This is a genomic window from Williamsia herbipolensis, assembly GCF_000964005.1.
Classification (GTDB): domain Bacteria; phylum Actinomycetota; class Actinomycetes; order Mycobacteriales; family Mycobacteriaceae; genus Williamsia_A; species Williamsia_A herbipolensis.
The window spans coordinates 57,346-80,374 of record NZ_JXYP01000015.1; the positions used below are offsets into that span (position 1 = coordinate 57,346).

The window sequence follows — 23,029 nt, forward strand, 5'->3', positions numbered from 1 at the left end:
GTTACGCTCTGCGTTGACACTGTTGCGGCCGACCGGCCGCGGGAAGGGCACCTGATGACCGAGCGTTCCCCCTGGGCCACCGACGATCTCGACGACCTGCGTTCCATGACGAGGTCGTTCATGGAGCGCAACGTCGCGCCCAACGTCGACAAGTACATCGAGCAGCACCATGTCGATCGCGACCTGTGGAACCAGGCCGGCGAGCTGGGCCTGCTGTGCATGTCGATCCCGGAGGAGTTCGGCGGTGGCGGTGGAACGTTCGCCCACGAGTCGGTCCTGATCGAGGAGCAGGCGCGGATCGGCGACTCGTCGTGGGGCGTCAGCCTCCACAACGGCATCATCGCGCACTACCTGCTGGCGTACGGCTCGCAGGAGCAGAAGGAGCACTGGCTCCCCAAGATGGCCTCGGGTGAGGTCGTGGGCGCGATCGCGATGACCGAGCCGGGCACCGGGTCGGATCTGCAGGCCATCACCACCAAGGCGATCCGCGACGGCGACGAGTACGTCATCGACGGGTCGAAGACGTTCATCACCAACGGCTCTCAGGCCGACCTGATCATCGTCGTCGTCAAGACCGACACCAGTGAGGGCGCGAAGGGGATCTCCCTGGTGCTCGTCGAGGGCGACCGCGAGGGTTTCCGCCGCGGCCGCGTGCTCGACAAGATCGGCCAGCGCGGACAGGACACCTCCGAGCTGTTCTTCGACGGCGTGCGCGTCCCGACCTCGAACCTCCTCGGCACCGAGGAGGGGCAGGGATTCATCCAGCTCATGCAGCAGCTGCCCCAGGAGCGGCTCATCATCGCCGTCGCCTCGGTAGCGGGCATGGAGTCGGCGGTCGCCCAGACCATCGCCTACACCAAGGACCGCAAGGCCTTCGGGCGCCCGGTGTTCGGATTCCAGAACACGAAGTTCACGCTCGCCGAGGCCGCGACCGAGACGCACATCGCGCGGGTGTTCGTCGACGACTGCATCGTCAAACACCTCGCGGGCAAGCTCGACATCCCGACTGTCGCGATGGCGAAGTGGTGGACCACCGACAAGGCCATGGACGTTCTCGACGAGTGCCTGCAGCTGTTCGGCGGCTACGGCTACATGAGCGAGTACCCGATCGGTCGCATGTGGGCCGATGCGCGTGTGCAGAAGATCTATGCGGGCACCAACGAGATCATGAAGGAGATCATCTCGCGGTCGCTGTGACCGACGGCCGATGATGCATCGGGGCGGCTCGACCCACGCGGTCGGCCGCCCCGTGTCGTGTGACCCCTTCCGTTGGATGACAGGTGCCTGTTATCGTCGAAGGCGTGTCCCGGCCCGCGCCGAAGTGGAGCAACGAAGACATCGCTGCCCTGCCCGCGTGGACGCTGGTGCAGGCGTACCACCCGGTTGCACGCCGGTTCTCGGAGATCTTTGCCGCAGAACAGCTCTCGCCGGTGCAGTTCGGTGTCCTGCTCCAGCTCGAGGCGACGCCCGGCATCAGTCAGGCCGAGCTCGCGAGACGAATACTGGTCCGCCAGCAGAGCATGGCCGAACTCCTCTCCGGTCTCGTCGAGCGTGACCTCCTGCGACGAGACGCGGACAATCGACGTGGCCGTGCGATCCCTCTGCATCTCACCGACACGGGCCGACGCCTCGTCGAACGGGCCGGTGACGCGGTCGCGGAGTTCAACCGCCCCCAGCGGCTCGGTCTCACCGCGGGGGAGGCGGAGCAACTGAACTCGTTGCTGCACAAGTTGATCGACGCGTCCCGCGAATGGTGACGTCGCTGAAGGTCCTGTCGTTACCTCGGACGGAGTTCTGATGGACACTCTCGCTCGTATCGTCGTCGATCGTCGACGCTGGGTCATCGCGGCCTGGGTCCTGCTCGCCGCGCTCGGCGGGTTCGGTGCCTCGCAGGCGGTCTCGGCCCTGAGCTACGAGTTCAGCCTGCCCGGTCAGTCGGGGTACGAGACCAATGTCGACATCGTGAAACAGTTCGGGTCCGGCGGCTCGGCCGCGCCGGTGCTGTTGGTGGTCGGGGACCGGGATCGGCCCGCGACCGACGACGAGGGGCAGCGCGTGGCCGACGCCGCGAGCGCGGCGGTGCCGGGAGCGCGGATCGCCGGCTTCGCCGACGAACCCGCGCTGCGGTCGGCTCGCGGATCGGCCGGGGTGGTGATGGTCTACCCCCGGCAGACCGATGGCGCGGAGCCCTACGGTGCCGCGCTGCCGGCGCTGGAGAAGGTCGCGGCCGAGACCTCGGGGCGCCTGGGGGTCCCGGTCGCGGTGACCGGCGTCGACGCATTGGTGGCCGGCGGTGCGGGCGGGGGAGTCGACATCCTCGCCGAGACCATCTTCGGTGGCGTCGGTGCGCTGGTGGTGTTGGCCCTGGTCTTCGGGTCGTTCCTCGCCCTGATGCCGATCGCCGTGGCGGCCGCGTCGATCCTCACGACATTCCTCATCCTGTGGGGTCTCACCGCGATCACCGATGTCTCGTTCATCGTGCAGTACCTCCTCGCGCTCATCGGTCTCGGCGTCGCGATCGATTACGCGCTGTTGATCGTCACCCGATGGCGGGAGGCCCGGGGTGACGGTCTCGACGACGTCGCCGCCGTTCGACACGCGATCATCACGGCCGGTCGATCCGTGCTGTTCTCCGGGCTCACCGTCGCGGTCAGCCTGGCTGCCCTCATCGCCCTCCCGGTACCGTTCCTGCGCTCCATCGGGTTCACCGGTCTGCTGATCCCGTTGATCAGTGTCGCGGCATCGCTCACCCTGCTCCCGGCGTTGCTGGTGGTCGCCGGACGACGGCTGGAATGGCCGCACCGGCGCACCACCGACCCGGACAGTCGGCTGTGGCATCGCGTGGGCACCACGGTGGTCAAGCGGCGATGGCTCTCGGCGGTGCTGGCCGCAGCCGTCCTGGTGGTGTTGGCGCTCCCGCTGACGGGGCTGAACCTGTCGGATCCGACCAACGACTCCCTGGCGTCTCGGGGTGGACCGGCCGCAGCGGCGATCACCGCGGTGCGCGACAGCGGTCTCGGTGCGGGCATCACCAAGCCCGTCGAGGTGCTCACCAATTCTCCGGATCGGGTGGTGGACGAGGTCCGGTCGGTACCCGGGGTCGCCGCGGTGATCAGCCCGCCGCAGTGGGCGCGCGGCGATCTCCGGATCGTGGACGTGTGGACCCGCGACGACGTCTCGACCACCGAGGGTGCCGATGCGGCGGCGCGCATCCGGACCGTCGCGGAACGGGCGGGCGCATCGGTGGGTGGAGCGGCGGCGCAGAACGCCGACTTCATCTCCGCCGTGTACGGAAACGCCTGGTGGATAATCGGTCTCATCGTCCTGGTCACGTTCGCCCTCCTCGCGCGGGCTCTGCGGTCGGTGATCCTCCCGCTCAAGGCGTTGGTGCTCAACGTCGTGTCCCTGGCTGCCGCCTACGGGATCACGGTGTTCATCTGGCAGGACGGGTTCGGCACCGAGCTGTTGTTCGACCAGCAGTCCTCGGGTGCCATCACGGTGTGGATCCCGATCGCGGTGTTCGCGTTCCTCTTCGGCCTGTCGATGGACTACGAGGTGTTCCTGCTCAGCCGTATTCGCGAGGAGTACGACGCGGGGGCCGACACCGATTCGGCGACCATTACCGGTGTCACCCGGACAGGTCGACTCGTGACCTCGGCGGCGCTGATCCTCTTCCTGGCCTTCATCTCCCTGTCCCGGGTGCCGGCCACGGACGTGAAGATCCTCGCCACGGCGCTGGCCCTCGGCATCATCATCGACGCCACGATCGTGCGCGGCGTGCTCGCACCGGCGCTGGTCGCGGGGCTGGGTCGGGCCAACTGGTGGGCGCCGTGGGTGCGGTCGCCGCAACGGTCACCCGCGGGTGATCCACCGTCGCCCGACGTGCCGCCGTCGGCGGACTCGCCGACCTCCTCGGCGGCGTCGCCGACACCGGCGCTCGCCACCGGACGCCACCGACACGCGGACGCATCGGATTCGTTCGAGGAGTGGCGTCGCCGGATAGCCGATCGGGAGCACGGGGAGTCGTGACACAGAAATGGGAGGGCCGGTTCGACCCTCCCATTTCGGTGCGGGGTGGATGACGGGACTCGAACCCGCGACAGCCAGGATCACAACCTGGTGCTCTACCAACTGAACTACATCCACCGTAGGTTCGGTGTCACCCGGAACCAGGAGCCCACTCTATCCGGTCGTGTGTGGGCAAGACCAATCGGTTTGCGTGTGCGTGTCTCAGGCGTCGCCGAGATCGGTCACGATCTGGGTGATCACGCTGGTGTCGGGGCCGGGTGCGGGAACGAAGGCGGTCTGGCGGTAGTACTTCAGCTCGCGGATCGATTCGCGGATGTCGGCCAGGGCGCGGTGCGCGAGGCCCTTCTCGGGCTGGCCGAAGTAGATACGGGGGTACCAGCGCCGGGCGAGTTCCTTGATGGAGCTCACGTCGATCATCCGGTAGTGCAGGTAGGTGTCCAGGGCGGTCATGTCGCGGGCGATGAAGCCGCGGTCGGTGGCGATCGAGTTGCCGGCCAGCGGCGCCGCGCCCGAGGAGGTGACGTGCTTGCGGACGTAGTCGAGCACCATCTTCTCGGCTTCGGGGACCGTCACCGTCGACGCCCGGACCTCGTCGGTGAGGCCGGAGGCGGCGTGCATCTTCTTCACGACGTCGGGCATGGCGTCGAGGTCGGCGTCGTCGGCGTGGATCACGACGTCGACACCGTCACCGAGGATGTTCAGGTCGCTGTCGGTCACCAGCGCCGCGATCTCGATCAGCTTGTCGCTCTCGAGCCGCAGACCGGTCATCTCACAGTCGATCCATACGAGTTTGTCCTGCACCCGACAACCTTAGCCAACCCCGGTGGCGACGCTATGGTGTTGGGCGGACGCATGCCGCCGCCCGGGGGTGCGCCGGGCGGGAGGAACCCACAGTGACCGAAGCGACCGACGCACCATCACCCGCCGCCGAGATCGCCGCGGGCTACCGATTCGAGGGCGCGGCGCTCGAACTCGGTGCGGTCAGCGTCGACGGTGTCATCGATCCGACCGCGCAGGTGCGCATCCCGCTCGCGATGATGAACCGGCACGGGCTCATCGCCGGCGCCACCGGCACCGGGAAGACGAAGAGTCTCCAGGTGATCGCCGAGCAGCTCTCGGCCGCAGGGGTTCCGGTCGTGATGGCCGACGTGAAGGGCGACCTGTCGGGTCTGTCGGCACCCGGGCAACCCGGCGACCGGATCACCAAGCGGGCAGCCGAGATCGGGGACGCGTGGGCCCCTGCGGCACATCCCTGCGAATTCGTCTCGCTCGGCACCGAGGGCATCGGCGTCCCGATCCGCGCGACCATCACCTCGTTCGGGCCCATTCTGCTCAGCAAGGTGTTGGGCCTCAACGCAACCCAGGAATCGACACTGGGACTGATCTTCCACTGGGCCGACGGCAAGGGCCTCGCGCTCCTCGATCTCAAGGACCTGCGGGAGGTCATCGCCCACCTCACCAGCGACGAGGGCAAAGCCGACCTCAAGGGCATCGGTGGGGTCTCGTCTGCGACGGCCGGTGTGATCCTGCGCGCGCTGACCAACCTCGAGGCCGACGGCGGCGACACCTTCTTCGGCGAACCCGAGATCGAGCCCGGCGACCTGCTGCGTCTCGATCCCGAGGGCAGGGGCATCATCACCCTGTTCGAGCTGGGTAAGCAGGCCGCACGCCCGGCGCTGTTCTCGACGTTCCTGATGTGGATCCTGGCCGACCTGTTCGAGTTCCTGCCCGAGGCGGGCGACATCGACAAGCCCAAGCTGGTCTTCATCTTCGACGAGGCGCACCTGTTGTTCAGCGACTCGTCGAAGGCCTTCGTCGAGCAGGTCGTGCAGACGGTGAAGCTCATCCGCTCGAAAGGCGTGGGTGTGTTCTTCTGCTCGCAGCTGCCGACCGACATCCCCAACGAGGTGCTCTCGCAGCTCGGCGCCCGCATCCAGCATGCGTTGCGCGCCTTCACCCCTGACGATCAGAAGGCTCTGTCGAAGACGGTGCGGACCTATCCGACATCGACCGCCTACGACCTCGAGAAGGCGTTGACGTCACTCGGGATCGGCGAGGCGATCGTCACTGTGCTCTCCGAGCGGGGTGCGCCCACACCGGTGGCCTGGACGGTCATCCGGCCTCCGCGCTCACTGATGGACACCATCGGTGAGCCCGCGATCACCGCCGCGGCCACCGCGAGCCCACTGCATCAGAAATACGGGCAGACCGTCGACCGTGAGTCGGCGTACGAACTGCTGACCGCGAAAGTTGTTGCCCCCGAGCCCACGCCGCAGGGCACGCCCGCCGCGCCGGCCCCTGCCCCGAAGCCGGCGAAGGACGAACCGGGGGTGGTCGCCGAGGTGCTCAGCAATCCCGCGGTGAAGAGCTTCATGCGGTCGGCGGGCAGTGCTCTGGGGCGCGAGATCACGCGATCGTTGTTCGGCGCCGGCAAACGCCGCCGCTGAGGACGGTCCTGGGTCAGTCGCCGAGCTTCTTGTAGAAGCCGCCGACGATCGGGGCCACGATCTTGCGCGGGGTGTACCCGCCGGCCACCGACATCGCCTTCGACAGGACGCCGGGGACGACGCGCATCTTGTTGCGTGCCAACGCGTCCAGGCTCAGGCGAGCGACGCCGGCACTGTCGTCCCACAGGAAACCGGGCACCATCTTGTCGACGATGCTCGCCTCGTCGGGGGAGGGTTCCTCGGTGCGCACCGGACCGGGCGCCAGCAAGGTCACGTGCACACCCTTCGCGGCGACCTCGCCGCGCAACGACTCGCTGAAGGTGTTCACGAACGCCTTCGACGCGGCGTAGGTCGCGTTGTTCGGGATGGGCATGTTGCCCGCCGCCGAACCGACCATCAGGATGCCGCCGGCGCCGCGTGCCACCATCTGCGGCAGCACGGCCAGCGTCAGCTCGTGGACCGCGGTGGCGTTGAGCCGCAGCTGCGCACGCTCGTAATCGTGGTCGAGGTCGATGATCGGCCCAAACGTCGCGATTCCCGCGTTGTTGCAGAGGATCGAGATCTCCCGGTCGGCGAGCTCGGCGCACAGGATCTCCAACGAACGGATGTCGGACAGGTCGACCGCCCGCACCTCGACGGTGATCCCGTGCTTGCTCCGCATCGCCTCGGCGGTCTCCTCGAGGATCTCGCCGCGCCGGGCCACCAGGATCAGCGAGTGGCCTCGACGGGCGAGTTCCCAGGCAAGGGCCTCGCCGATGCCGGACGAGGCTCCGGTGACGACGGCGCGGGCGGAGGCGGACGGTGTGGGAAGGGCCATGGGAGCAGATGGTATCGGTGCAGCCCTAGAGCGAGGCGGCCAGCTCGGTGCCCTGACGGATGGCCCGTTTGGCGTCGAGCTCGGCGGCCACGTCGGCACCGCCGATCACATGCGTGGCCACACCGGCCTCGGTGAGGGGGTCGAGGAGATCGCGGACCGACTCCTGACCCGCGCAGACCACCACGGTGTCGACCGCGAGGACCCGGGGGGCGGCGTCGGAATCGGGGAAGCTGATGTGCAGACCGTCGTCGTCGATGCGGTCGTAGCGTGCACCGGAGATCTGCTCGACGCCCTTCATCTTCACCGACGCGCGGTGCACCCAGCCGGTGGTGAGGCCGAGTCCTTTGCCCTGTCCGCCGCTCTTGCGCTGCACCATGTAGACCGTCCGCACCGGCGGGATCGGACGCGGCCTGGTGACGAACCCCGGGGTCGTGAGGTCGTCGGTCACGCCCCATTCCTGCTCCCACTCCTTGAGGTCGAGGGTGGGGGAGTCGTCGACGGTGAGGAACTCGGTGACGTCGAAGCCGATGCCGCCGGCACCGATCACCGCGACGGTCGTGCCGATCTCGCGGTGGCCCAACACGGCGTCGGCGTAAGTGACCACCGACGGGTGATCGATGCCGGGGATGTCCGGGATCCGCGGCACCACGCCGGTCGCGACGACCACCTCGTCGAAGCGCTCGGCGATCAGCTCGTCGGCGGTCGCCTTCGTGGACAGGTGCACCGTGACCCCGAGGACCTCGAGGCGGCGCGTGTAGTACCGGATGGTCTCGGCGAACTCCTCCTTGCCGGGGATGCGCGCGGCGATCGCGAACTGGCCGCCGATCGCGCCACCGGCCTCGTAGAGGTCGACCCGGTGGCCGCGCTCGGCCGCCGACACCGCCGCGGCCAGACCGGCCGGTCCGGCGCCGATGACCGCGACCCGCTTCGTGTGACGGGTCGGCGACAACGTCAGCAACGTCTCGCGACCGGCGCGAGGGTTGAGCAGGCACGACACCTTCTTCCCGACGAAGGCGTGATCGAGGCAGGCCTGGTTGCAGCCGATGCAGGTGTTGATCTCGTCGGCGCGGCCGTCGCGGGCCTTGTTGGAGAACTCGGGGTCGGCGAGCATCGGACGCGCCATGGAGATGGCGTCGACCCTCCCGCGCCGCAGGATCTCCTCGGCGACCTCGGGGGTGTTGATGCGGTTCGAGGCGATCAGCGGGATCGACACCTCGTCACGCAGCCGCTCGGTGAACCGCACGAACGCCGCCCGCGGCACGGAGGTGGCGATGGTGGGGACCTTCGCCTCGTGCCAACCGATGTCGGTGTTGATCGCGCTCACGCCGTGAGCCTCGAGAGCCCGGGCCAGACCGGCGATCTCGTCCCAGGTCTGTCCACCCTCGACGAGGTCGGCGATGGACTGTCGCATGATGATCGGGAAGTCCGGACCGACCCGCGACCGGATCTCGTCGATGATCGCGAGAACGATGCGCTGGCGGTTCTCGGTGGAGCCGCCCCACTTGTCGGTGCGGGAGTTGGTGCGCGGGCACAGGAACGTGTTGAGCAGGTAGCCTTCACCGCCCATGATCTCCACCGCGTCGTACCCGCCCTCGCGCGCGAGCACCGCACACCGCCCGTAGGAGCGGATGACGTGCCGGATCATGAAGTCGGTCATCTTGATCGGCTTGAACGGGTGGACCGGTGACTTCTCCCATCCGACACTGAGTTTGAACGGGGTGTAGCCGTAGCGCCCGGCGTGCAGGATCTGCATGGCGATCCGCCCGCCCTCGGCGTGCACGGCGCCGGTGATGCGGCGGTGACGACGTGCCTCGAGACGGTTGGTCAGCTTCCCGCCGAAGGGGAGGAGCAGGCCGGTACGGGTGGGCGCGAACCCGCCGGTGATGATGAGCGAGACACCACCGCGCGCCCGTTCGGCGTAGTAGGCGGCGAGTCGCCTGGTGTCCCAGGCGCGTTCCTCGAGGCCGGTGTGCATGGAGCCCATGACGATGCGGTTGCGCAACGTCATCGGACCGATCGTCAACGGCTCGAACAGGTTCGGGAAGTACTCGTTCATCGTGCGACCTCTACTTCGTCGGGGCGGACTTCGCGGTGGGTGGCTGAGGCGGTGTTCTGGTGATGCGCGCGTTCGGCGGTGAGTGCGTCGAGGACCTCGTCGAGCCATTCGACGAAACCGCGTTCGGTGCGGATCCCACCGCGCAGCACGAGGTGCTGATGGAGTCGCCGGCCGTGCCGTTCGCCGCCGGACGCGGCGTCGCGTTCGGCGAACGACTCGTAGAGCCGGAGGTTCTCGGCGTGCGTGTCGCGGTGTCGGGCGATCTCGGCCATGAGGTCGGCGAGGTCGCCGTGCTCGGCCGCCCGCAACTTCACGCTGAGTTCGTCGCGCAGGCGGGGGATGGGCGCGGGGTGTGACACCCAGTCGCGCAGAGCATCTCGACCGGCCTGCGAGAGCGTGTACACCTTCTTGTCCGGACGGGAATCCTGGGCGACCGCCTCGAACTCCACCAGCCCGTCGTCGTGCAACTTCTTGAGCGTCCGATAGATCTGCTGGTGGGTGGCCGACCAGAAGTAGCCGATGGACCGCTCGAACTGACGGCCGATCTCGTAGCCCGTACCGGGTCGCTCGGCGAGCGACACGAGGATCGCGTGCTCCAGTGCCATGACCGCACAGTAATACGCACTGACGCACTGTGCAACAAAGTGCATAGGGGTCGTTCGCACACCGGCCCTAAGCTGCCCGTCATGACCGACGCAGATGGGTCCGACCGGGTCGAACCGGAGTTCGCCGCCGACGAGGTGTCGACGCTGCGGGGGTTCCTCGCCTATCAGCGGGCCACGTTCGCGTGGAAATGCGAGGGCCTCGACGCCCGTGCGCTGGCGACGACGGTCGCGGCCTCGTCGATGACCCTCGGCGGGATGCTCAAACATCTCGCCTTCGTCGAGACCCAATGGGTGACACATCGACTCGCCGGCCGAGCGATGCCGCAGCCGTGGGCGTCGGTGGACTGGGCGGCCGATCCCGACTGGGACTGGACCTCGGCCGCGCGCGACACCCCTGATCGGTTGTGGTCGCTGTGGCGGGGTTCCGTCGGCGACTCCGATGCCGCGATCGACGCGGCCCTGGACGCTGTCGGCATGGACGGCCTCACGTCGATCGCGCGCGGTGACGGTGCCCGCTTCTCGCTGCGCTGGGTGGTGGTCCACCTCATCGAGGAGTACGCACGCCACAACGGCCACGCCGACCTCATCCGCGAGGCGATCGACGGCCGCGTCGGGGAATGACGACCTTTCGACGGACGCCGGAGATGTCGGTTTCCACTAGCCTGGCGCCCATGGTCGGACAGCCCGACGACGCGATACGCGTCGGCAACCCCGAGCGCGAGCGCGCCATCACGCACCTCAACGACGCCTTCGCCACCGGCTACATCGACGTCACCGAGTTCGAGGAGAGGTCGGGCCGTGTCTACGAGTCGAAGACGCGCGGCGACCTCCGGTCGGTCCTCGAGAACCTCCCGGTGGCGGCGTCGCTGTTCCCCGACACCCCCGCCGCCGCGGCGACCGGCGTGCCGGTGGCGCCGACACGACCGGTGGTGTTCGACGCCAACTGGGAGACGGTGCGCCGCAAAGGGACCTGGGATGCGCCGTCGAACATCCTGGTCACCGGGACGATGGGGACGGTCGACCTCGATTTCACCAACGCGGTGATCCCGACGGCCACGGTGACGCTGCAGTTGCAGGTCTCGGCCATGACGGTGAAGCTGCGCGTGGGTCCCGATCAGGAGATCCGCTGTACAGGTCTCACGACGAGCGGGATGTCGGGCGTGAAGGACAAGGCAGGCGAGCCGATGCGCCCCGGCGGTGCGGTGATCGACGTGATCGGTTCCATCTCGGCGATGACGGGACTCACGATCAAACGTTCCTGATGTGCCCCCGGCAGGACTCGAACCTGCGACCTAGAGATTAGAAGGCTCTTGCTCTATCCACCTGAGCTACGGAGGCGCGCGGCAAGTGTATCGGGGCCGCGCTGACGGAGCCGGGATCGACCGGGCAGACGCCGATCGGCGCGCGGATAGACTCGGCGCCATGAGCGTGACCACCCCTGACTCCCTCGATCTGCGCCGCAGCGGCGCCGGTGCCCTGGCGTGGGTGGTCGCATGGGTGGCCGTGATCGTCGCGGTCATCGTGACCGCCGTGTCGGCCGCCGAGGCGGTCGCCCTCGCCGGCATCCCCGATCCGGGATGGCTCACCACGTACGGCATGCCCGTGGTGCAGGGAACCGGTGAGATCGCCATCGCGATCGCCATCGGCTCGGCGCTGTTCGCGGCGTTCTTCGTGCCACCGCAGTCCGACGGCGTCCTCGACGTCGGCGGCTATCGCGCGATCCGATGGGCCGCGGCGGGTGCGATGACGTGGGCGGTGACGTCGCTGCTGATGATCCCGCTGTCGCTGTCCAACGTCTCGGGCCAACCCCTGGCCACGTCGCTGGAGCCCCAGAACCTGATGAACGCCCTCGACCAGGTCGCCGACGCGCGGTCGTGGTTGTGGACGGCGATCTTCGCCCTCGTCACCGCGGTCGCGGCCCGGGTCGCCCTGCGCTGGTGGTGGACCCTCGTCGCGCTCGGGATGGGTGTGCTGAGCCTGATGCCGCTCGCCATCAGTGGTCACTCCTCGGCCGGCGGCGACCACGACTACGCCACGAACAGCCTGATCCTGCACATCGTCGGGGCCACGGTCTGGCTCGGCGGTCTCTTCGCCGTGCTGGTGTATGCCCGCGGTCTCGGCGCCCACACCGCGCTCGCCGTCCGCCGGTTCTCGCGGGTGGCGTTGTGGTGCATCATCGTCGTCGGCGCGAGCGGCGTGATCAACGCCCTCATCCGGGTCCACCTCGACGAGCTGTTCACCACGACCTACGGCCGCGTCGTCCTGCTCAAGGCCGTGGCGCTGATCGTCCTCGGCGCGTTCGGCGCTCTCCACCGCAGACGGTCGATCGCCGCACTCGACGCCGATCCCGGCGACCGCGGCGCCTTCATCCGCTTCGGCATCGCCGAGGTCGTCGTGTTCGCGGTGACCTTCGGACTCGCCGTCGGGCTGGCCCGTACCCCGCCGCCGGCGCGCAACACCTCGGAGCTGTCGATCCAACAGGTCGAACTGGGCTACAACCTGCCCGGCGCCCCGACGCTGTCGTCGCTGCTCACGACGTGGCGGGTCGATCTGCTCCTGGGTACGGCGGCGGTCGCGCTGTGCGCGGTCTACCTGCGAGGGGTGATCAGGCTCCGGCGTCGCGGCGACGACTGGCCGATCGGACGCACCATCAGCTGGGTCATCGGGACCGTGTTGCTGCTGTTCACGACGTCGTCGGGTCTGGGCGCCTACTCGATGGGCATGTTCAGCATCCACATGATCGCGCACATGCTGATGTCGATGCTGATCCCCGTGCTGCTGGTGCTCGGCGGACCGATCACGCTCGCGCTGCGGGCCCTGAGCCCGGCCGGTCGCGGAGCGCCGCCCGGGCCCCGGGAATGGCTGCTCGCCGGCCTCCACAGTCCGGTCTCGCGTTTCCTCACCCACCCGGTGGTCGCCTTCGTACTGTTCGTCGGCAGCTTCTACGTCCTCTACCTGGGCGGTCTGTTCGACATGGTCGCGACCTATCACGCGGCCCACATCGTCATGAACATCCACTTCCTGGTGAGCGGCTACCTCTTCTACTGGGTGGTGATCGGCATCGACCCGTCCCCGCGGCAGGTCCAGCCTTTGATCAAGGTCGCGATGGTGTTCGCGGCGTTACCGTTCCACGCGTTCTTCGGGGTGATCCTGATGTCGCAGGACTCGGTGATCGCGCGCAGCTACTACAGCGCACTGCGCCTGCCCTGGAACACCGATCTGCTCTCCGACCAGCGCGTCGGCGGCGGTATCGCCTGGGCGGCCGGAGAGGTTCCCCTGGTCATCGTGCTGTTGGCCCTGTTCATCCAGTGGACGCGCCAGGACCAGCGCATGGCCAAGCGCTTCGACCGTCGCGAGGACCGCGACAACGACTCCGAACTCGCCCAGTACAACGCCATGTTGGCGGGGCTGTCGGGACAGAGGGCCTCCGATCGTCCGGCCGACGACGAGGCGACGGCGAGCCGGTCGACCACGTCGGCCGAGGGGAGCTAGACCGCACCGCCACGACCGCTAAGGTTGTGATCGACTCCGACGGGTACCCCGGCGCGGGCCGACGTGTGCGCAGCGCGGTGTGAGACCGACGCCCGGCCACGACGTGCCCCGAGCACAACGAAGCCGCACCTATTCGACGCGGCGTGGAAGGTGGCAGACATGGCCGAGTTCATCTACACGATGAAGAAGGTACGTAAAGCACACGGCGACAAGGTGATCCTCGACGACGTCACCATGTCGTTCTACCCCGGCGCGAAGATCGGCGTCGTGGGCCCCAACGGCGCGGGCAAGTCGTCGATCCTCAAGATCATGGCCGGCATCGATCAGCCCTCCAACGGTGAGGCGTTCCTCGACCCGAACGCCTCGGTCGGCATCCTCATGCAGGAACCCGTCCTCAACGAGTCCAAGACCGTCCGCCAGAACGTCGAGGAGGGCATGGGCAAGGTCAAGGAGGATCTCGACCGTTACAACGAGATCGCCGAGCTCATGGCCACCGACTACTCCGACGAGCTCATGGAGGAGATGGGCCAGCTGCAGGAGGCACTCGACCACGCCGACGCCTGGGACCTCGACTCCCAGCTCGAGCAGGCGATGGACGCGCTGCGCTGCCCGCCCGCCGACGAGCCCGTCACCCACCTGTCCGGTGGCGAGAAGCGGCGCGTCGCGCTGTGCAAGTTGCTGCTGTCCAAGCCCGACCTGCTGCTGCTCGACGAGCCCACCAACCACCTCGACGCCGAGAGCGTGCTCTGGCTCGAGCAGTTCCTCGCGAGCTACGCCGGTGCCGTCCTCGCCGTCACCCACGACCGGTACTTCCTCGACCACGTCGCGGGATGGATCTGCGAGGTCGACCGCGGCAAGCTGCACCCCTACGAGGGCAACTACTCCACCTACCTGGAGAAGAAGGCCGAGCGCCTCGAGGTGCAGGGCAAGAAGGATCAGAAGCTGCAGCGTCGCCTCAAGGAGGAACTCGCCTGGGTCCGTTCGGGTTCGAAGGCCCGCCAGACCAAGAACAAGGCGCGCCTGGGCCGGTACGAGGAGATGGCGGCCGAGGCCGACAAGATGCGCAAGCTCGACTTCGAGGAGATCCAGATCCCCACGCCGCCGCGCCTGGGCGACGTGGTGGTGGAGGTCAAGAACCTCGACAAGGGCTTCGACGGCCGCGTCCTCATCAAGGATCTCTCGTTCACGTTGCCGCGCAACGGCATCGTCGGTGTCATCGGTCCCAACGGCGTCGGCAAGACGACGCTGTTCAAGACCATCGTCGGCCTCGAGAGCCCCGACTCGGGCAACGTCAAGGTCGGCGAGACGGTCAAGCTGAGCTACGTCGACCAGAACCGCGCGAACATCGACCCGAAGAAGAACGTCTGGGAGGTGGTCTCCGAGGGGCTCGACTTCATCGAGGTCGGTCAGAACGAGATGCCCTCGCGCGCCTACGTCAGCGCGTTCGGGTTCAAGGGGCCGGATCAGCAGAAGAAGGCCGAGGTGCTCTCCGGTGGTGAGCGCAACCGACTGAACCTCGCGCTGACGCTCAAAGAGGGCGGCAACCTGATCCTGCTCGACGAGCCCACCAACGACCTCGACGTCGAGACGCTCGGATCGCTGGAGAACGCCCTCGACTCGTTCCCCGGCTGCGCCGTGGTCATCTCGCACGACCGGTGGTTCCTCGACCGGACCTGCACGCACATCCTCGCGTGGGAGGGCAACGTGTCCGAGGGCCAGTGGTTCTGGTTCGAGGGCAACTTCGAGGCCTACGAGGCCAACAAGATCGAGCGCCTCGGCGCAGACGCCGCCCGCCCGCACTCGGTCACCCACCGCAAGCTCACCCGGGACTGAGCGTGCCTCGATGAGCACGGCATCGTCGACGATCACCCCGGCCGCGGTCGCACGCGGCTACCACTCACGACCCGGTGAGCCGCTCGCCGACGATGCCGTGACCGACGGGGTGGACCTCGCCCATGTCGCCGATCACCTCGCGCTCGCGCGGGTCCGACGACCGGGACAGACCCTCGTCGACGTCGTCGAGTCCGAGGGATCGATCGCCTCGGTGTACGCCGTCGTCGACGACCAGCGGTTGCTCGTCGAGGCCGCGGTCGTCGCCGTCGAACGCGCCGGCCTCGCGGTGCGTCGGGTCGACCACCCGATCCTCGCGGTGGCGCGCGACGCCGACGGCACCCTGACCGCCGTCGATCCCGTCGGTGCGTCCGATGCCGGGAGCGCGGTCGTGCACGAGTCGTGGATCGGGCTGCAGGTGTCGGCGACCCACGCGGGTGTCGACCCGGCCGCGGTCCGCGAGCGGCTCACCGAGGTCCTCGACCGCATCGTCGCCGTCCACGCCGATGCGCGTGCGATCGGCGAGACCCTCGCGGCACTGGGTGGCGCGGTCCGCGACGCCGGGACGGTCGCACAGGCCGATCTCCTCACGTGGCTGTCCGACGACCACTTCCTGATCCTGGGATCGCTGCAGGCGAAGGTCGGCGACACCGAATGGTCCGACCCGCGTGGGGTGTTCACCCAGTCGTCGGTGCCGCGCCCCCCGGACCCCGGCCGTCTACCGACCACCGAGGTCTCGATCGGCCGGATCCACCTGCCGACAGGTGTCATCCGCACCGAGTACCCGACCGCCATCCGCGTCGTGGAACCCGGCGACGATCGACGGGTCCACCTCGTCATCGGCATCTTCACCTCCGCGGCCCTGCACACCGATGTGCTCGCGGTCCCGGTCCTGCGTGATGTGGCGGGAGTGGTCCTCGAGCAGGCGGGCGTCGGCGGCGACTCCTACGCCGGAGCGACGCTGCTCGAGCTGCTGCAGAACCAGTCGCGCGCGGAACTGTTCGGCTCCGACCCGGGCGAGCTGGGCCGCACCCTCATCGACGTCCTCGACGCCATCGCCAGCCGAGAGGTCCGGGTCTATCTGCGCGTCGACGCCGACGCCGAGATCGTCACCGCACGGATCTATCTGCCCCGCGACCGCTACACCACACGCCTGCGAGAGCAGATGCAGACACTGCTCGTGGAGCGTCTCGGGGGCCGATCGCTCGAGTACACCGCGCGGATCAGTGATTCGCCGTTGGCGTTCGTCCACGTCATCATGCGGGTGGATCCGTCGACGTGCGCGATGCTCGCCGGGGCCGACGCCGCAGACCCGCGCCGCGCAGAGATCCAGGCCGAGATCACCGCGGCCGCACGCAGCTGGGACGACGACCTGCGGGCCATCGCCGGCGGGGCCATCGACGCCGACCTCGTGGGTGCCTACGCCGCGGCGATTCCCCAGGCCTACAAAAACGAGCGCGATCCGCAGGCGGCGCTCGCGGACGTGACGGTGTTGGCCGGTCTCGCCGACGGCGACCACCACGTGCGATTGCGGGCCCACACCGGCGGCTCCGATGACCGATGGACCTTCGGGCTGTACCTCTGTGGCCGCTCCGCCTCGTTGACCGCCATCCTCCCGATGCTGCAGAGCCTCGGCGTCGAGGTCCTCGACGAGCATCCGTTCGCCGTCACCCGGCCGGACGGGATCGGTTGCTGGATCTACGAGTTCACCATCGTGCCCGCGGTCGGCGTCGACGTGGCGCCGGATTCCATCGACGACCTCACCGAACGGTTCACGTCGGCGTTCAGTCAGTTGTGGACCGGTGTCGCCGATGTCGACCCGTTCAACGAGCTGGTCATCCGATGCGGGTTGGGGTGGCGTGAGGTCGTCATGCTGCGCGCATACTCGCGATACCTCCGGCAGTGTGGATTCTCCTCCGGTGCACGGCATGTGACGGCGGTGCTCGGTGATCACCCGGCCATCACCGCCGCCCTCGTCGAACTCTTCGAGTCGTCGTTCGATCCCGAGCGGGTCGATCCGGAGATCACCGACAGCGACGCGCGGGTGCACGCGATCACACGGCTCGACGAGCTGGCCGCCGACGTCCTCAGCCTCGACGCCGACCGGATCATCTCCGCGTTCTCGTCGGTGGTGAAGGCGACCTCGCGGACCAACTTCTACTCGCCGGACGCCGGTGCGGCGTTGGCGTTCAAGCTGCGTCCGCAGGAGATACCGCAGACCCCGCAGCCGCGTCCGCTGCACGAGATCTTCGTCTACTCACCGCGGGTCGAGGGCGTCCACCTGCGGTTCGGATCGGTCGCACGCGGCGGTCTGCGATGGTCGGACCGCCGAGAGGACTTCCGCACCGAGATCCTCGGTCTCGTGAAGGCCCAGGCCGTCAAGAACGCCGTCATCGTGCCCGTCGGGGCGAAGGGTGGTTTCGTGGTGCGGCAGCCGCCGACACCCACCGGCGATCCGGCCGCCGACCGCGACGCGACCCGTGCCGCCGGCGTCGCGTGCTACCGCGAGTTCATCGCCGCGCTGCTCGATCTCACCGACAACCTCGACGTCGGTGACGGATCCACCACCGCCACGGTGGTTCCCGCGCAGGGCGTCGTGCGGCGCGACGGCGACGACACCTACCTCGTGGTCGCCGCCGACAAGGGGACGGCGACGTTCTCCGACATCGCGAATTCGGTTGCCGCCGACTACGGCTTCTGGCTCGGCGACGCCTTCGCCTCCGGTGGCTCGGTGGGCTACGACCACAAGGCGATGGGCATCACCGCACGCGGTGCATGGGAGTCGGTGAAGCGTCACTTCCGCGAGATCGGCACCGACGTCGCGGTCGACGACTTCACGGCCGTCGGTGTCGGCGACATGAGCGGCGACGTGTTCGGCAACGGCATGCTGCTGTCGGAACACATCCGCCTCGTCGCCGCATTCGATCACCGGCACATCTTCATCGACCCCGATCCCGACGCGGCGACCTCGTTCGCCGAGCGTCGTCGGCTCTTCGACCTCCCGCGGTCGTCCTGGGCCGACTACGACACCTCGCTCATCTCTGCCGGCGGTGGCGTCTGGTCGAGGGAGTCCAAGACCATCCCCATCGACCCGTCGACGCGTGCCGCACTCGGCCTCGAGGCCGGTGTCGAACACCTCTCGCCGCCGGAACTCATGCGCGCGATCCTGCTGGCGCCGGTCGACCTGTTGTGGAACGGCGGCATCGGTACCTACGTGAAGTCCTCGGCCGAGAGCAACGCCGACGTGGGCGACAAGGCCAACGACGCGATCCGCGTCGACGGGAAGTCGGTGCGGGCGAGGGTGATCGGCGAGGGCGGCAACCTCGGTGTCACCGAGCACGGCCGCATCGAGTTCGACATGGCCGGCGGTCGGATCAACACCGACGCGATGGACAACTCGGCCGGGGTCGACTGCTCCGATCACGAGGTCAACATCAAGATCCTGCTCGACTCACAGGTCGCCGCCGGCGCACTCGCGCCCGACGACCGCAACCGGCTGCTCGAATCGATGACCGACGAGGTCGGCCGACTCGTGCTGTGGGACAACATCTCCCAGAACTCCGAATTGGGCACCGCGCGTGCGTGGGCGGATCAGACACGTGACGTGCACGCCCGTCTGCTGGGACATCTCGCCGCCGACCACGGTGTCGATCTCGCCCTCGAGGCGCTGCCGCATCCGGAGGACCTCGTCGCCCGTGAGGGACGCCGTACGGGGCTGACGTCACCCGAGCTGGCCACGCTCATGGCGCACGTGAAACTCGCTCTCAAAGACGATCTGCTCGCCGGTGACCTCCCCGACAACGACGTGTTCGACGACCGGCTCGTCGACTACTTCCCTGAGCCGTTGCGTGGCCGGTACGGCGCCGGCATCGCCGCGCACCCGCTGCGGCGGCAGATCGTGACCACGACCCTGGTCAACGATCTCGTCGACACCGCAGGCGTCGAGCACGTGTTCGCGCTGGGGGAGAGCGCCGGCGCCTCGCCGACCGATGTCGCCCGCGCGTTCGTCGTGGTGTCGGAGACCTTCGGGCTGTCACGGTTGCGGGGACGCATCGTCGCCTCCGAGGGGGAGATCGCCGCCGTCGACGAGATGCTCGTCTACCTGCGCCGCCTGCTGTTCCGGGCGTCGCGGTGGTTGGTCGCCACCCGGCCACAACCGCTGGCCATCGCCGCGGAGATCGCCCGGTACTCCGGACGCGTCGCCGACCTCGACGCACGGCTGCCCGACTGGCTCGGCGAGACCACACGCGCGGAGATCGCCGACCGGGCCCGCGGTTGGACGCAGGCTGGTGTCCCGGCCGACATCGCGCAGGACGTGGCCGCGAGCCTGCACCGCTTCTGCCTGCTCGACATCGTCGACGCCGCCGAGATCGCCGACCGCGACGTCGACGAGGTGGGCGAGCTCTACGGGACACTGCTGGAGTACCTGCACGTGGAGCAACTGCTCAGCGCGGTCTCCGCGCTCGACAGCGGCGACCGGTGGCAGTCACTCGCGCGGCTGGCATTGCGCGACGACCTGTTCGCGGTGGTGCGTGCGGTCACCCTCGAGGTGCTCGCCGTCGGTGAAACCGACGAGACCCCGCAGGAGAAGATCGCGGAATGGGAGCTGCACAACGCCTCGCGGCTGGCACGTGCGCGGGCGACCCTCGAGGAGATCGAGGCGTCCGGACACTGGGATCTCGCCACCCTCTCGGTCGCGGCCCGGCAACTGCGTAGCGTGATCCGCTGACATGGACATCGAGATGCATCGCGACGAGTCGCTCGGGGGCGACGACGGCCGACGGGTCGACGCCGGCTTCCTGGTGACCGTGCCCGTCCGCTGGTCGGACATGGACGTCTTCGCCCACATCAATCACGCACGGATGGTGACGCTCCTGGAGGAGGCGCGGATCCCGTGGTTGTTCTACGACGAGCGACCCACCGCGGGCCTGCGCACCGGTTGCCTCGTGGCGGACCTGAACGTCCGCTACCAGGGCCAGTTGCGACACGAACAATCGCCGATCGAGGTCACCATGTTCACCACGAGGGTGCGGGCCGTCGACTTCACGGTCGGCTACGAGGTGCGTCCGGCACACGCCGACCCGCAGTCCAAGCCCGCGGTCGTCGCCTCGACCCAGCTGGTGTCGTTCGACGTCGACACGCAGATGCCGCGGCGGATGACCACCGAGGAGAAGGACTACCTGCGCAGTTTCCTGCGCGCCGACGGCCGCCGCGCGGCGCGTCCCGCGCGATGATGGCGACCCGATCGCGAGGTCCGGCGTGATCGTCGTGGACGAGCTGATGGACCGGTATGACCTGTACGCGTTCGTCTCTCGGGCGCACCGCCTCGATCCGGCCTCGGCGATCCGTCTGCGCCGTCGCGGCGACGGTGGTGTCGGGGTGTGGGTCCACACCCCCTTCGACGTGTTGGCGACCCGCGTGGTGCGGGTCGCGATCGACGCACCCGACGTCGTCCACGACAGCGCCGTGCTCCACGGCGCCCTGCGTGTCCCGTCGGACGACTCGACCGCTCGGGAGATCGATGCCGGGTTCTCCGTCGACAGCGCCTGGCAGTCGGGCGCACTGCCACCCGAACACGGGTTCGTACACGTCGACGACGTGCCCGCGCGGACCATCGTCGGACTGTCGCGGGAGGGTGCCGAGGTCGCCCGCACCCAGGGCGGTCCGCAGGGACCGCCTGCCTCGCTGCTCGACCAGAGCGTTCTGGAGGTGACCCCGGACGCGTCGTCGGAGTGGACCGGTACGGCGGTGGCGGTGACGATGCGGGCGGTGTTCGCCATCACCGCAATGGGTTTCGTCACCGACGCCGACGGACGGATGGTCACCGAGACGTCACCGATCTCCGCGATCGACGCCGACGAACCGGTGCGTGTACGCACCAACGGTGCCTGGGCACGCATCGACGCGCGGTTCGGTTCGGTCTACTTCCGGCGTACGGTCCCGATCGCGCTGACCGCGACCTGAGCGGTCAGACCAGCCAGGCCGCGGCGTTCGGGGCCAGGCGGCCCTCGTCGAGCGGGGCACTCGTGAGCAGTACCTCACCCGCGGGGAGTCCGACCGGGGTGTCGCCGGCGTTGAGCACGCACACGAGGCGGCCGACGGCGCGACGGAACGCGAGGCACTGCGGTGGTGCGCCGTACCACTCGATCTCCTCGCCCGCGAACTCCGGACGCGTCTTGCGCAGCTCGATGGCCAGTCGGTACAGCGACAGCGTCGAGTCGACGTCCTCGAGTTGGTGCTCGGCGGTCAGGACGTCCCAGTCCTTCGGCATGGGCAGCCAGGTGTCCTCGGTGGTGCTGAACCCGTACGGCGGGGTGTCGCCGAGCCACGGCACCGGGATGCGGCAGCCGTCGCGGCCGCGGTTGGTGTGGCCCGAGCGCTCCCACACCGGGTCCTGCAACGCCTCCTCGGGAAGGTCGATGTTCGGCAGGCCGAGTTCGGATCCGTTGTACAGGAACACCGTTCCCGGCAACGCGAGCTCGACCATGACCATCGCCCGCGCCCGGTCGAGACCGACGGCCTCGGTGGTGTCGGCGGCGTAGCGCGTGACCTCTCGCTCGACGTCGTGATTCGACAGCGTCCACGTGGGATTGCCGCGCACCGAGTCGACCGCGGCGAGCGAGTTCTCGATGGCCTCACGGATCGACTCGGCGTCGAAGTCGGCCTCGGCCGACCGGAAGTTGAAGCCGAGGTGCAGTTCGTCGGGCCGGATGTACTCGGCGAAGCGCGCGTTGTCGCGCACCCAGATCTCCCCGACGGTGACCGCGTCGGGGTACTCGTCCATCACCTCGCGGATCCGACGGTGGATGGCGTGCACCCCGGGGTTGTTGAACCGCGGATCGTCGTCGTCGTTGATGAGCAGGCCGGTCTGCAGTTCCTCGGGCATGTCGGGGAGTCCCGGCGGCTTGGCCATGCCATGGGCGACGTCGATGCGGAATCCGTCGACGCCCCGGTCGAGCCAGAACCGCAGGGTGGTGGCGAGATCCTCGAAGACCTCGTCGTTCTCCCAGTTCAGATCGGGTTGCTCGGGGGCGAAGATGTGGAGGTACCACTGTCCGGGCGTGCCGTCGGGCTCGGTGACGCGCGTCCAGGCCGGGCCGCCGAAGATGCTGGGCCAGTTGTTCGGCGGCTCGCCGCCGTCCTCGCCGAGACCGTCGCGGAAGATGTATCGCTCGCGGGCTGCGCTGCCGGGTTCGGCGGCGAGCGCCTCGACGAACCACCGGTGCTGATCGCTCGTGTGGTTCGGGACCAGGTCCATGGTGACCTTGATGTCGCGCGCGTGAGCCTCGGTGACCAACGCGTCGAGTGCGCCGATGCCGCCGAAGAGCGGGTCGATGTCGCGGGGGTCGGACACGTCGTAACCGTGATCGGCCATGGGGGAGCGCATCACCGGGCTGATCCACAGCGCGTCGACGCCGAGCAGCTCGAGGTAGCCGAGCTTGTCGATGACCCCCGGGAGGTCCCCGACGCCGTCGCCATCGCTGTCGGAGAACGATCGCGGATAGATCTGATAGAACACCGCCGACGTCCACCACGCCGGGGTGTCGAACTCGTCGGTGGATACCGCGGCAGGTTGCGCCGAAGCGGAAACGTCCTGACCCGCAGCGAGATCGGTGGCGCCCGAGTCCTCGGCGGCGTCGGTCGTCGCCGCGACGCCGTCGGCACCCTCGGGTGCGGAGTCGTCGATGGCGGCTTGCGGCGATTCGTCATTCACGGATGTCATCTTGCCTCACCGGCGGTCGCGCCCCCGGTC

Annotated in this window: 16 protein-coding genes and 2 tRNA genes; 11 read left to right on the top strand and 7 right to left on the bottom strand. The window is 68.6% G+C overall.

Annotated elements, in window-relative coordinates:
- The first annotated feature begins 54 nt into the window (after positions 1-54).
- The 3 genes from TU34_RS07990 (at position 55) to TU34_RS08000 (ending at position 4,029) form a co-directional block, all read left to right on the top strand.
- Entirely contained in the window at positions 55-1,197 is a 1,143-nt protein-coding gene (locus TU34_RS07990; protein ID WP_045822340.1) for an acyl-CoA dehydrogenase family protein, read from the top strand.
- 104 nt (positions 1,198-1,301) lie between these two features.
- The gene (locus TU34_RS07995; RefSeq protein WP_052688817.1) at positions 1,302-1,757 is read left to right on the top strand and encodes a MarR family winged helix-turn-helix transcriptional regulator; all 456 of its coding nucleotides are present in this window, start codon (positions 1,302-1,304) and stop codon (positions 1,755-1,757) included.
- 40 nt (positions 1,758-1,797) lie between these two features.
- Positions 1,798-4,029 carry an MMPL family transporter gene (locus TU34_RS08000; RefSeq protein WP_065973542.1) on the top strand — a complete coding sequence of 744 codons (2,232 nt, stop codon included), beginning with the start codon at positions 1,798-1,800 and terminating at the stop codon, positions 4,027-4,029.
- A 44-nt stretch (positions 4,030-4,073) separates the two neighbouring features.
- On the opposite strand, the gene TU34_RS08005 is transcribed toward TU34_RS08000, so the two are convergent.
- Together TU34_RS08005 and orn are read right to left on the bottom strand one after the other, a co-directional pair.
- Positions 4,074-4,146 (bottom strand) — tRNA-His (locus TU34_RS08005).
- Between the two features lie 84 nt (positions 4,147-4,230).
- Entirely contained in the window at positions 4,231-4,830 is a 600-nt protein-coding gene (gene orn, locus TU34_RS08010) for an oligoribonuclease (protein WP_045822341.1), read from the bottom strand.
- Positions 4,831-4,922: 92 nt separating this feature from the next.
- Here orn and TU34_RS08015 point away from each other — a divergent pair, with 92 nt between their 5' ends.
- Positions 4,923-6,476 (top strand): helicase HerA-like domain-containing protein, encoded by a 1,554-nt coding sequence (locus tag TU34_RS08015; protein ID WP_045822342.1) that lies wholly within the window; start codon positions 4,923-4,925, stop codon positions 6,474-6,476.
- 13 nt (positions 6,477-6,489) lie between these two features.
- Here the strand turns inward: TU34_RS08015 and cmrA are convergent, their stop codons facing one another.
- Genes cmrA through TU34_RS08030 form a run of 3 tightly spaced genes read right to left on the bottom strand, consistent with a single transcriptional unit; the run spans position 6,490 to position 9,954 of the window.
- Entirely contained in the window at positions 6,490-7,293 is an 804-nt protein-coding gene (gene cmrA, locus TU34_RS08020; protein WP_045822343.1) for a mycolate reductase, read from the bottom strand.
- Positions 7,294-7,318: 25 nt separating this feature from the next.
- Positions 7,319-9,349: an NADPH-dependent 2,4-dienoyl-CoA reductase gene (locus TU34_RS08025; RefSeq protein ID WP_045822344.1), complete on the bottom strand. Its 2,031-nt coding sequence runs from the start codon at positions 9,347-9,349 to the stop codon at positions 7,319-7,321.
- The gene (locus tag TU34_RS08030) at positions 9,346-9,954 is read right to left on the bottom strand and encodes a PadR family transcriptional regulator (RefSeq protein ID WP_045822345.1); all 609 of its coding nucleotides are present in this window, start codon (positions 9,952-9,954) and stop codon (positions 9,346-9,348) included. The genes TU34_RS08025 and TU34_RS08030 overlap by 4 nt, the downstream gene beginning before the upstream one ends.
- An 81-nt stretch (positions 9,955-10,035) precedes the next feature.
- Here TU34_RS08030 and TU34_RS08035 point away from each other — a divergent pair, with 81 nt between their 5' ends.
- Positions 10,036-10,575: a DinB family protein gene (locus TU34_RS08035; RefSeq protein ID WP_045822346.1), complete on the top strand. Its 540-nt coding sequence runs from the start codon at positions 10,036-10,038 to the stop codon at positions 10,573-10,575.
- Positions 10,576-10,625: 50 nt separating this feature from the next.
- A complete protein-coding gene (locus TU34_RS08040; protein ID WP_045822347.1) occupies positions 10,626-11,216 on the top strand; it encodes a DUF1707 SHOCT-like domain-containing protein in 591 nt (196 codons plus the stop codon).
- A gap of 2 nt (positions 11,217-11,218) precedes the next feature.
- On the opposite strand, the gene TU34_RS08045 is transcribed toward TU34_RS08040, so the two are convergent.
- Positions 11,219-11,292 (bottom strand) — tRNA-Arg (locus tag TU34_RS08045).
- 84 nt (positions 11,293-11,376) lie between these two features.
- On the opposite strand from TU34_RS08045, the gene TU34_RS08050 reads away from it, so the two are divergent.
- From TU34_RS08050 to TU34_RS08070, 5 genes are all read left to right on the top strand, one after another.
- On the top strand, positions 11,377-13,446 hold the full coding sequence (locus TU34_RS08050) for a bifunctional copper resistance protein CopD/cytochrome c oxidase assembly protein (protein WP_045822348.1): 2,070 nt from the start codon (positions 11,377-11,379) through the stop codon (positions 13,444-13,446).
- 159 nt (positions 13,447-13,605) lie between these two features.
- Positions 13,606-15,279 carry an energy-dependent translational throttle protein EttA gene (ettA, locus tag TU34_RS08055; RefSeq protein WP_045822349.1) on the top strand — a complete coding sequence of 558 codons (1,674 nt, stop codon included), beginning with the start codon at positions 13,606-13,608 and terminating at the stop codon, positions 15,277-15,279.
- Between the two features lie 10 nt (positions 15,280-15,289).
- The gene (locus TU34_RS08060) at positions 15,290-20,005 is read left to right on the top strand and encodes an NAD-glutamate dehydrogenase (protein ID WP_082080017.1); all 4,716 of its coding nucleotides are present in this window, start codon (positions 15,290-15,292) and stop codon (positions 20,003-20,005) included.
- A gap of 13 nt (positions 20,006-20,018) precedes the next feature.
- A complete protein-coding gene (locus tag TU34_RS08065) occupies positions 20,019-20,510 on the top strand; it encodes an acyl-CoA thioesterase (RefSeq protein WP_045822376.1) in 492 nt (163 codons plus the stop codon).
- Between the two features lie 46 nt (positions 20,511-20,556).
- On the top strand, positions 20,557-21,240 hold the full coding sequence (locus TU34_RS08070; RefSeq protein WP_045822377.1) for a DUF8185 domain-containing protein: 684 nt from the start codon (positions 20,557-20,559) through the stop codon (positions 21,238-21,240).
- Positions 21,241-21,244: 4 nt separating this feature from the next.
- Here TU34_RS08070 and TU34_RS08075 read toward each other — a convergent pair whose 3' ends face one another.
- The gene (locus TU34_RS08075; RefSeq protein WP_045822350.1) at positions 21,245-22,999 is read right to left on the bottom strand and encodes a glycoside hydrolase family 13 protein; all 1,755 of its coding nucleotides are present in this window, start codon (positions 22,997-22,999) and stop codon (positions 21,245-21,247) included.
- Positions 23,000-23,029: the final 30 nt, after the last annotated feature.

Excerpts from the sequence above, each read along its gene's own strand:
- TU34_RS07990 (WP_045822340.1), top strand. The coding sequence starts at position 55 with ATGACCGAGCGTTCCCCCTGGGCCACCGACGATCTCGACGACCTGCGT.
- TU34_RS08000 (WP_065973542.1), top strand. The coding sequence starts at position 1,798 with ATGGACACTCTCGCTCGTATCGTCGTCGATCGTCGACGCTGGGTCATC.
- cmrA (WP_045822343.1), bottom strand. The coding sequence starts at position 7,293 with ATGGCCCTTCCCACACCGTCCGCCTCCGCCCGCGCCGTCGTCACCGGA.
- TU34_RS08025 (WP_045822344.1), bottom strand. The coding sequence starts at position 9,349 with ATGAACGAGTACTTCCCGAACCTGTTCGAGCCGTTGACGATCGGTCCG.
- TU34_RS08030 (WP_045822345.1), bottom strand. The coding sequence starts at position 9,954 with ATGGCACTGGAGCACGCGATCCTCGTGTCGCTCGCCGAGCGACCCGGT.
- TU34_RS08035 (WP_045822346.1), top strand. The coding sequence starts at position 10,036 with ATGACCGACGCAGATGGGTCCGACCGGGTCGAACCGGAGTTCGCCGCC.
- TU34_RS08040 (WP_045822347.1), top strand. The coding sequence starts at position 10,626 with ATGGTCGGACAGCCCGACGACGCGATACGCGTCGGCAACCCCGAGCGC.
- TU34_RS08050 (WP_045822348.1), top strand. The coding sequence starts at position 11,377 with ATGAGCGTGACCACCCCTGACTCCCTCGATCTGCGCCGCAGCGGCGCC.
- ettA (WP_045822349.1), top strand. The coding sequence starts at position 13,606 with ATGGCCGAGTTCATCTACACGATGAAGAAGGTACGTAAAGCACACGGC.
- TU34_RS08060 (WP_082080017.1), top strand. The coding sequence starts at position 15,290 with ATGAGCACGGCATCGTCGACGATCACCCCGGCCGCGGTCGCACGCGGC.
- TU34_RS08065 (WP_045822376.1), top strand. The coding sequence starts at position 20,019 with ATGCATCGCGACGAGTCGCTCGGGGGCGACGACGGCCGACGGGTCGAC.
- TU34_RS08070 (WP_045822377.1), top strand. The coding sequence starts at position 20,557 with ATGGACCGGTATGACCTGTACGCGTTCGTCTCTCGGGCGCACCGCCTC.
- TU34_RS08075 (WP_045822350.1), bottom strand. The coding sequence starts at position 22,999 with ATGACATCCGTGAATGACGAATCGCCGCAAGCCGCCATCGACGACTCC.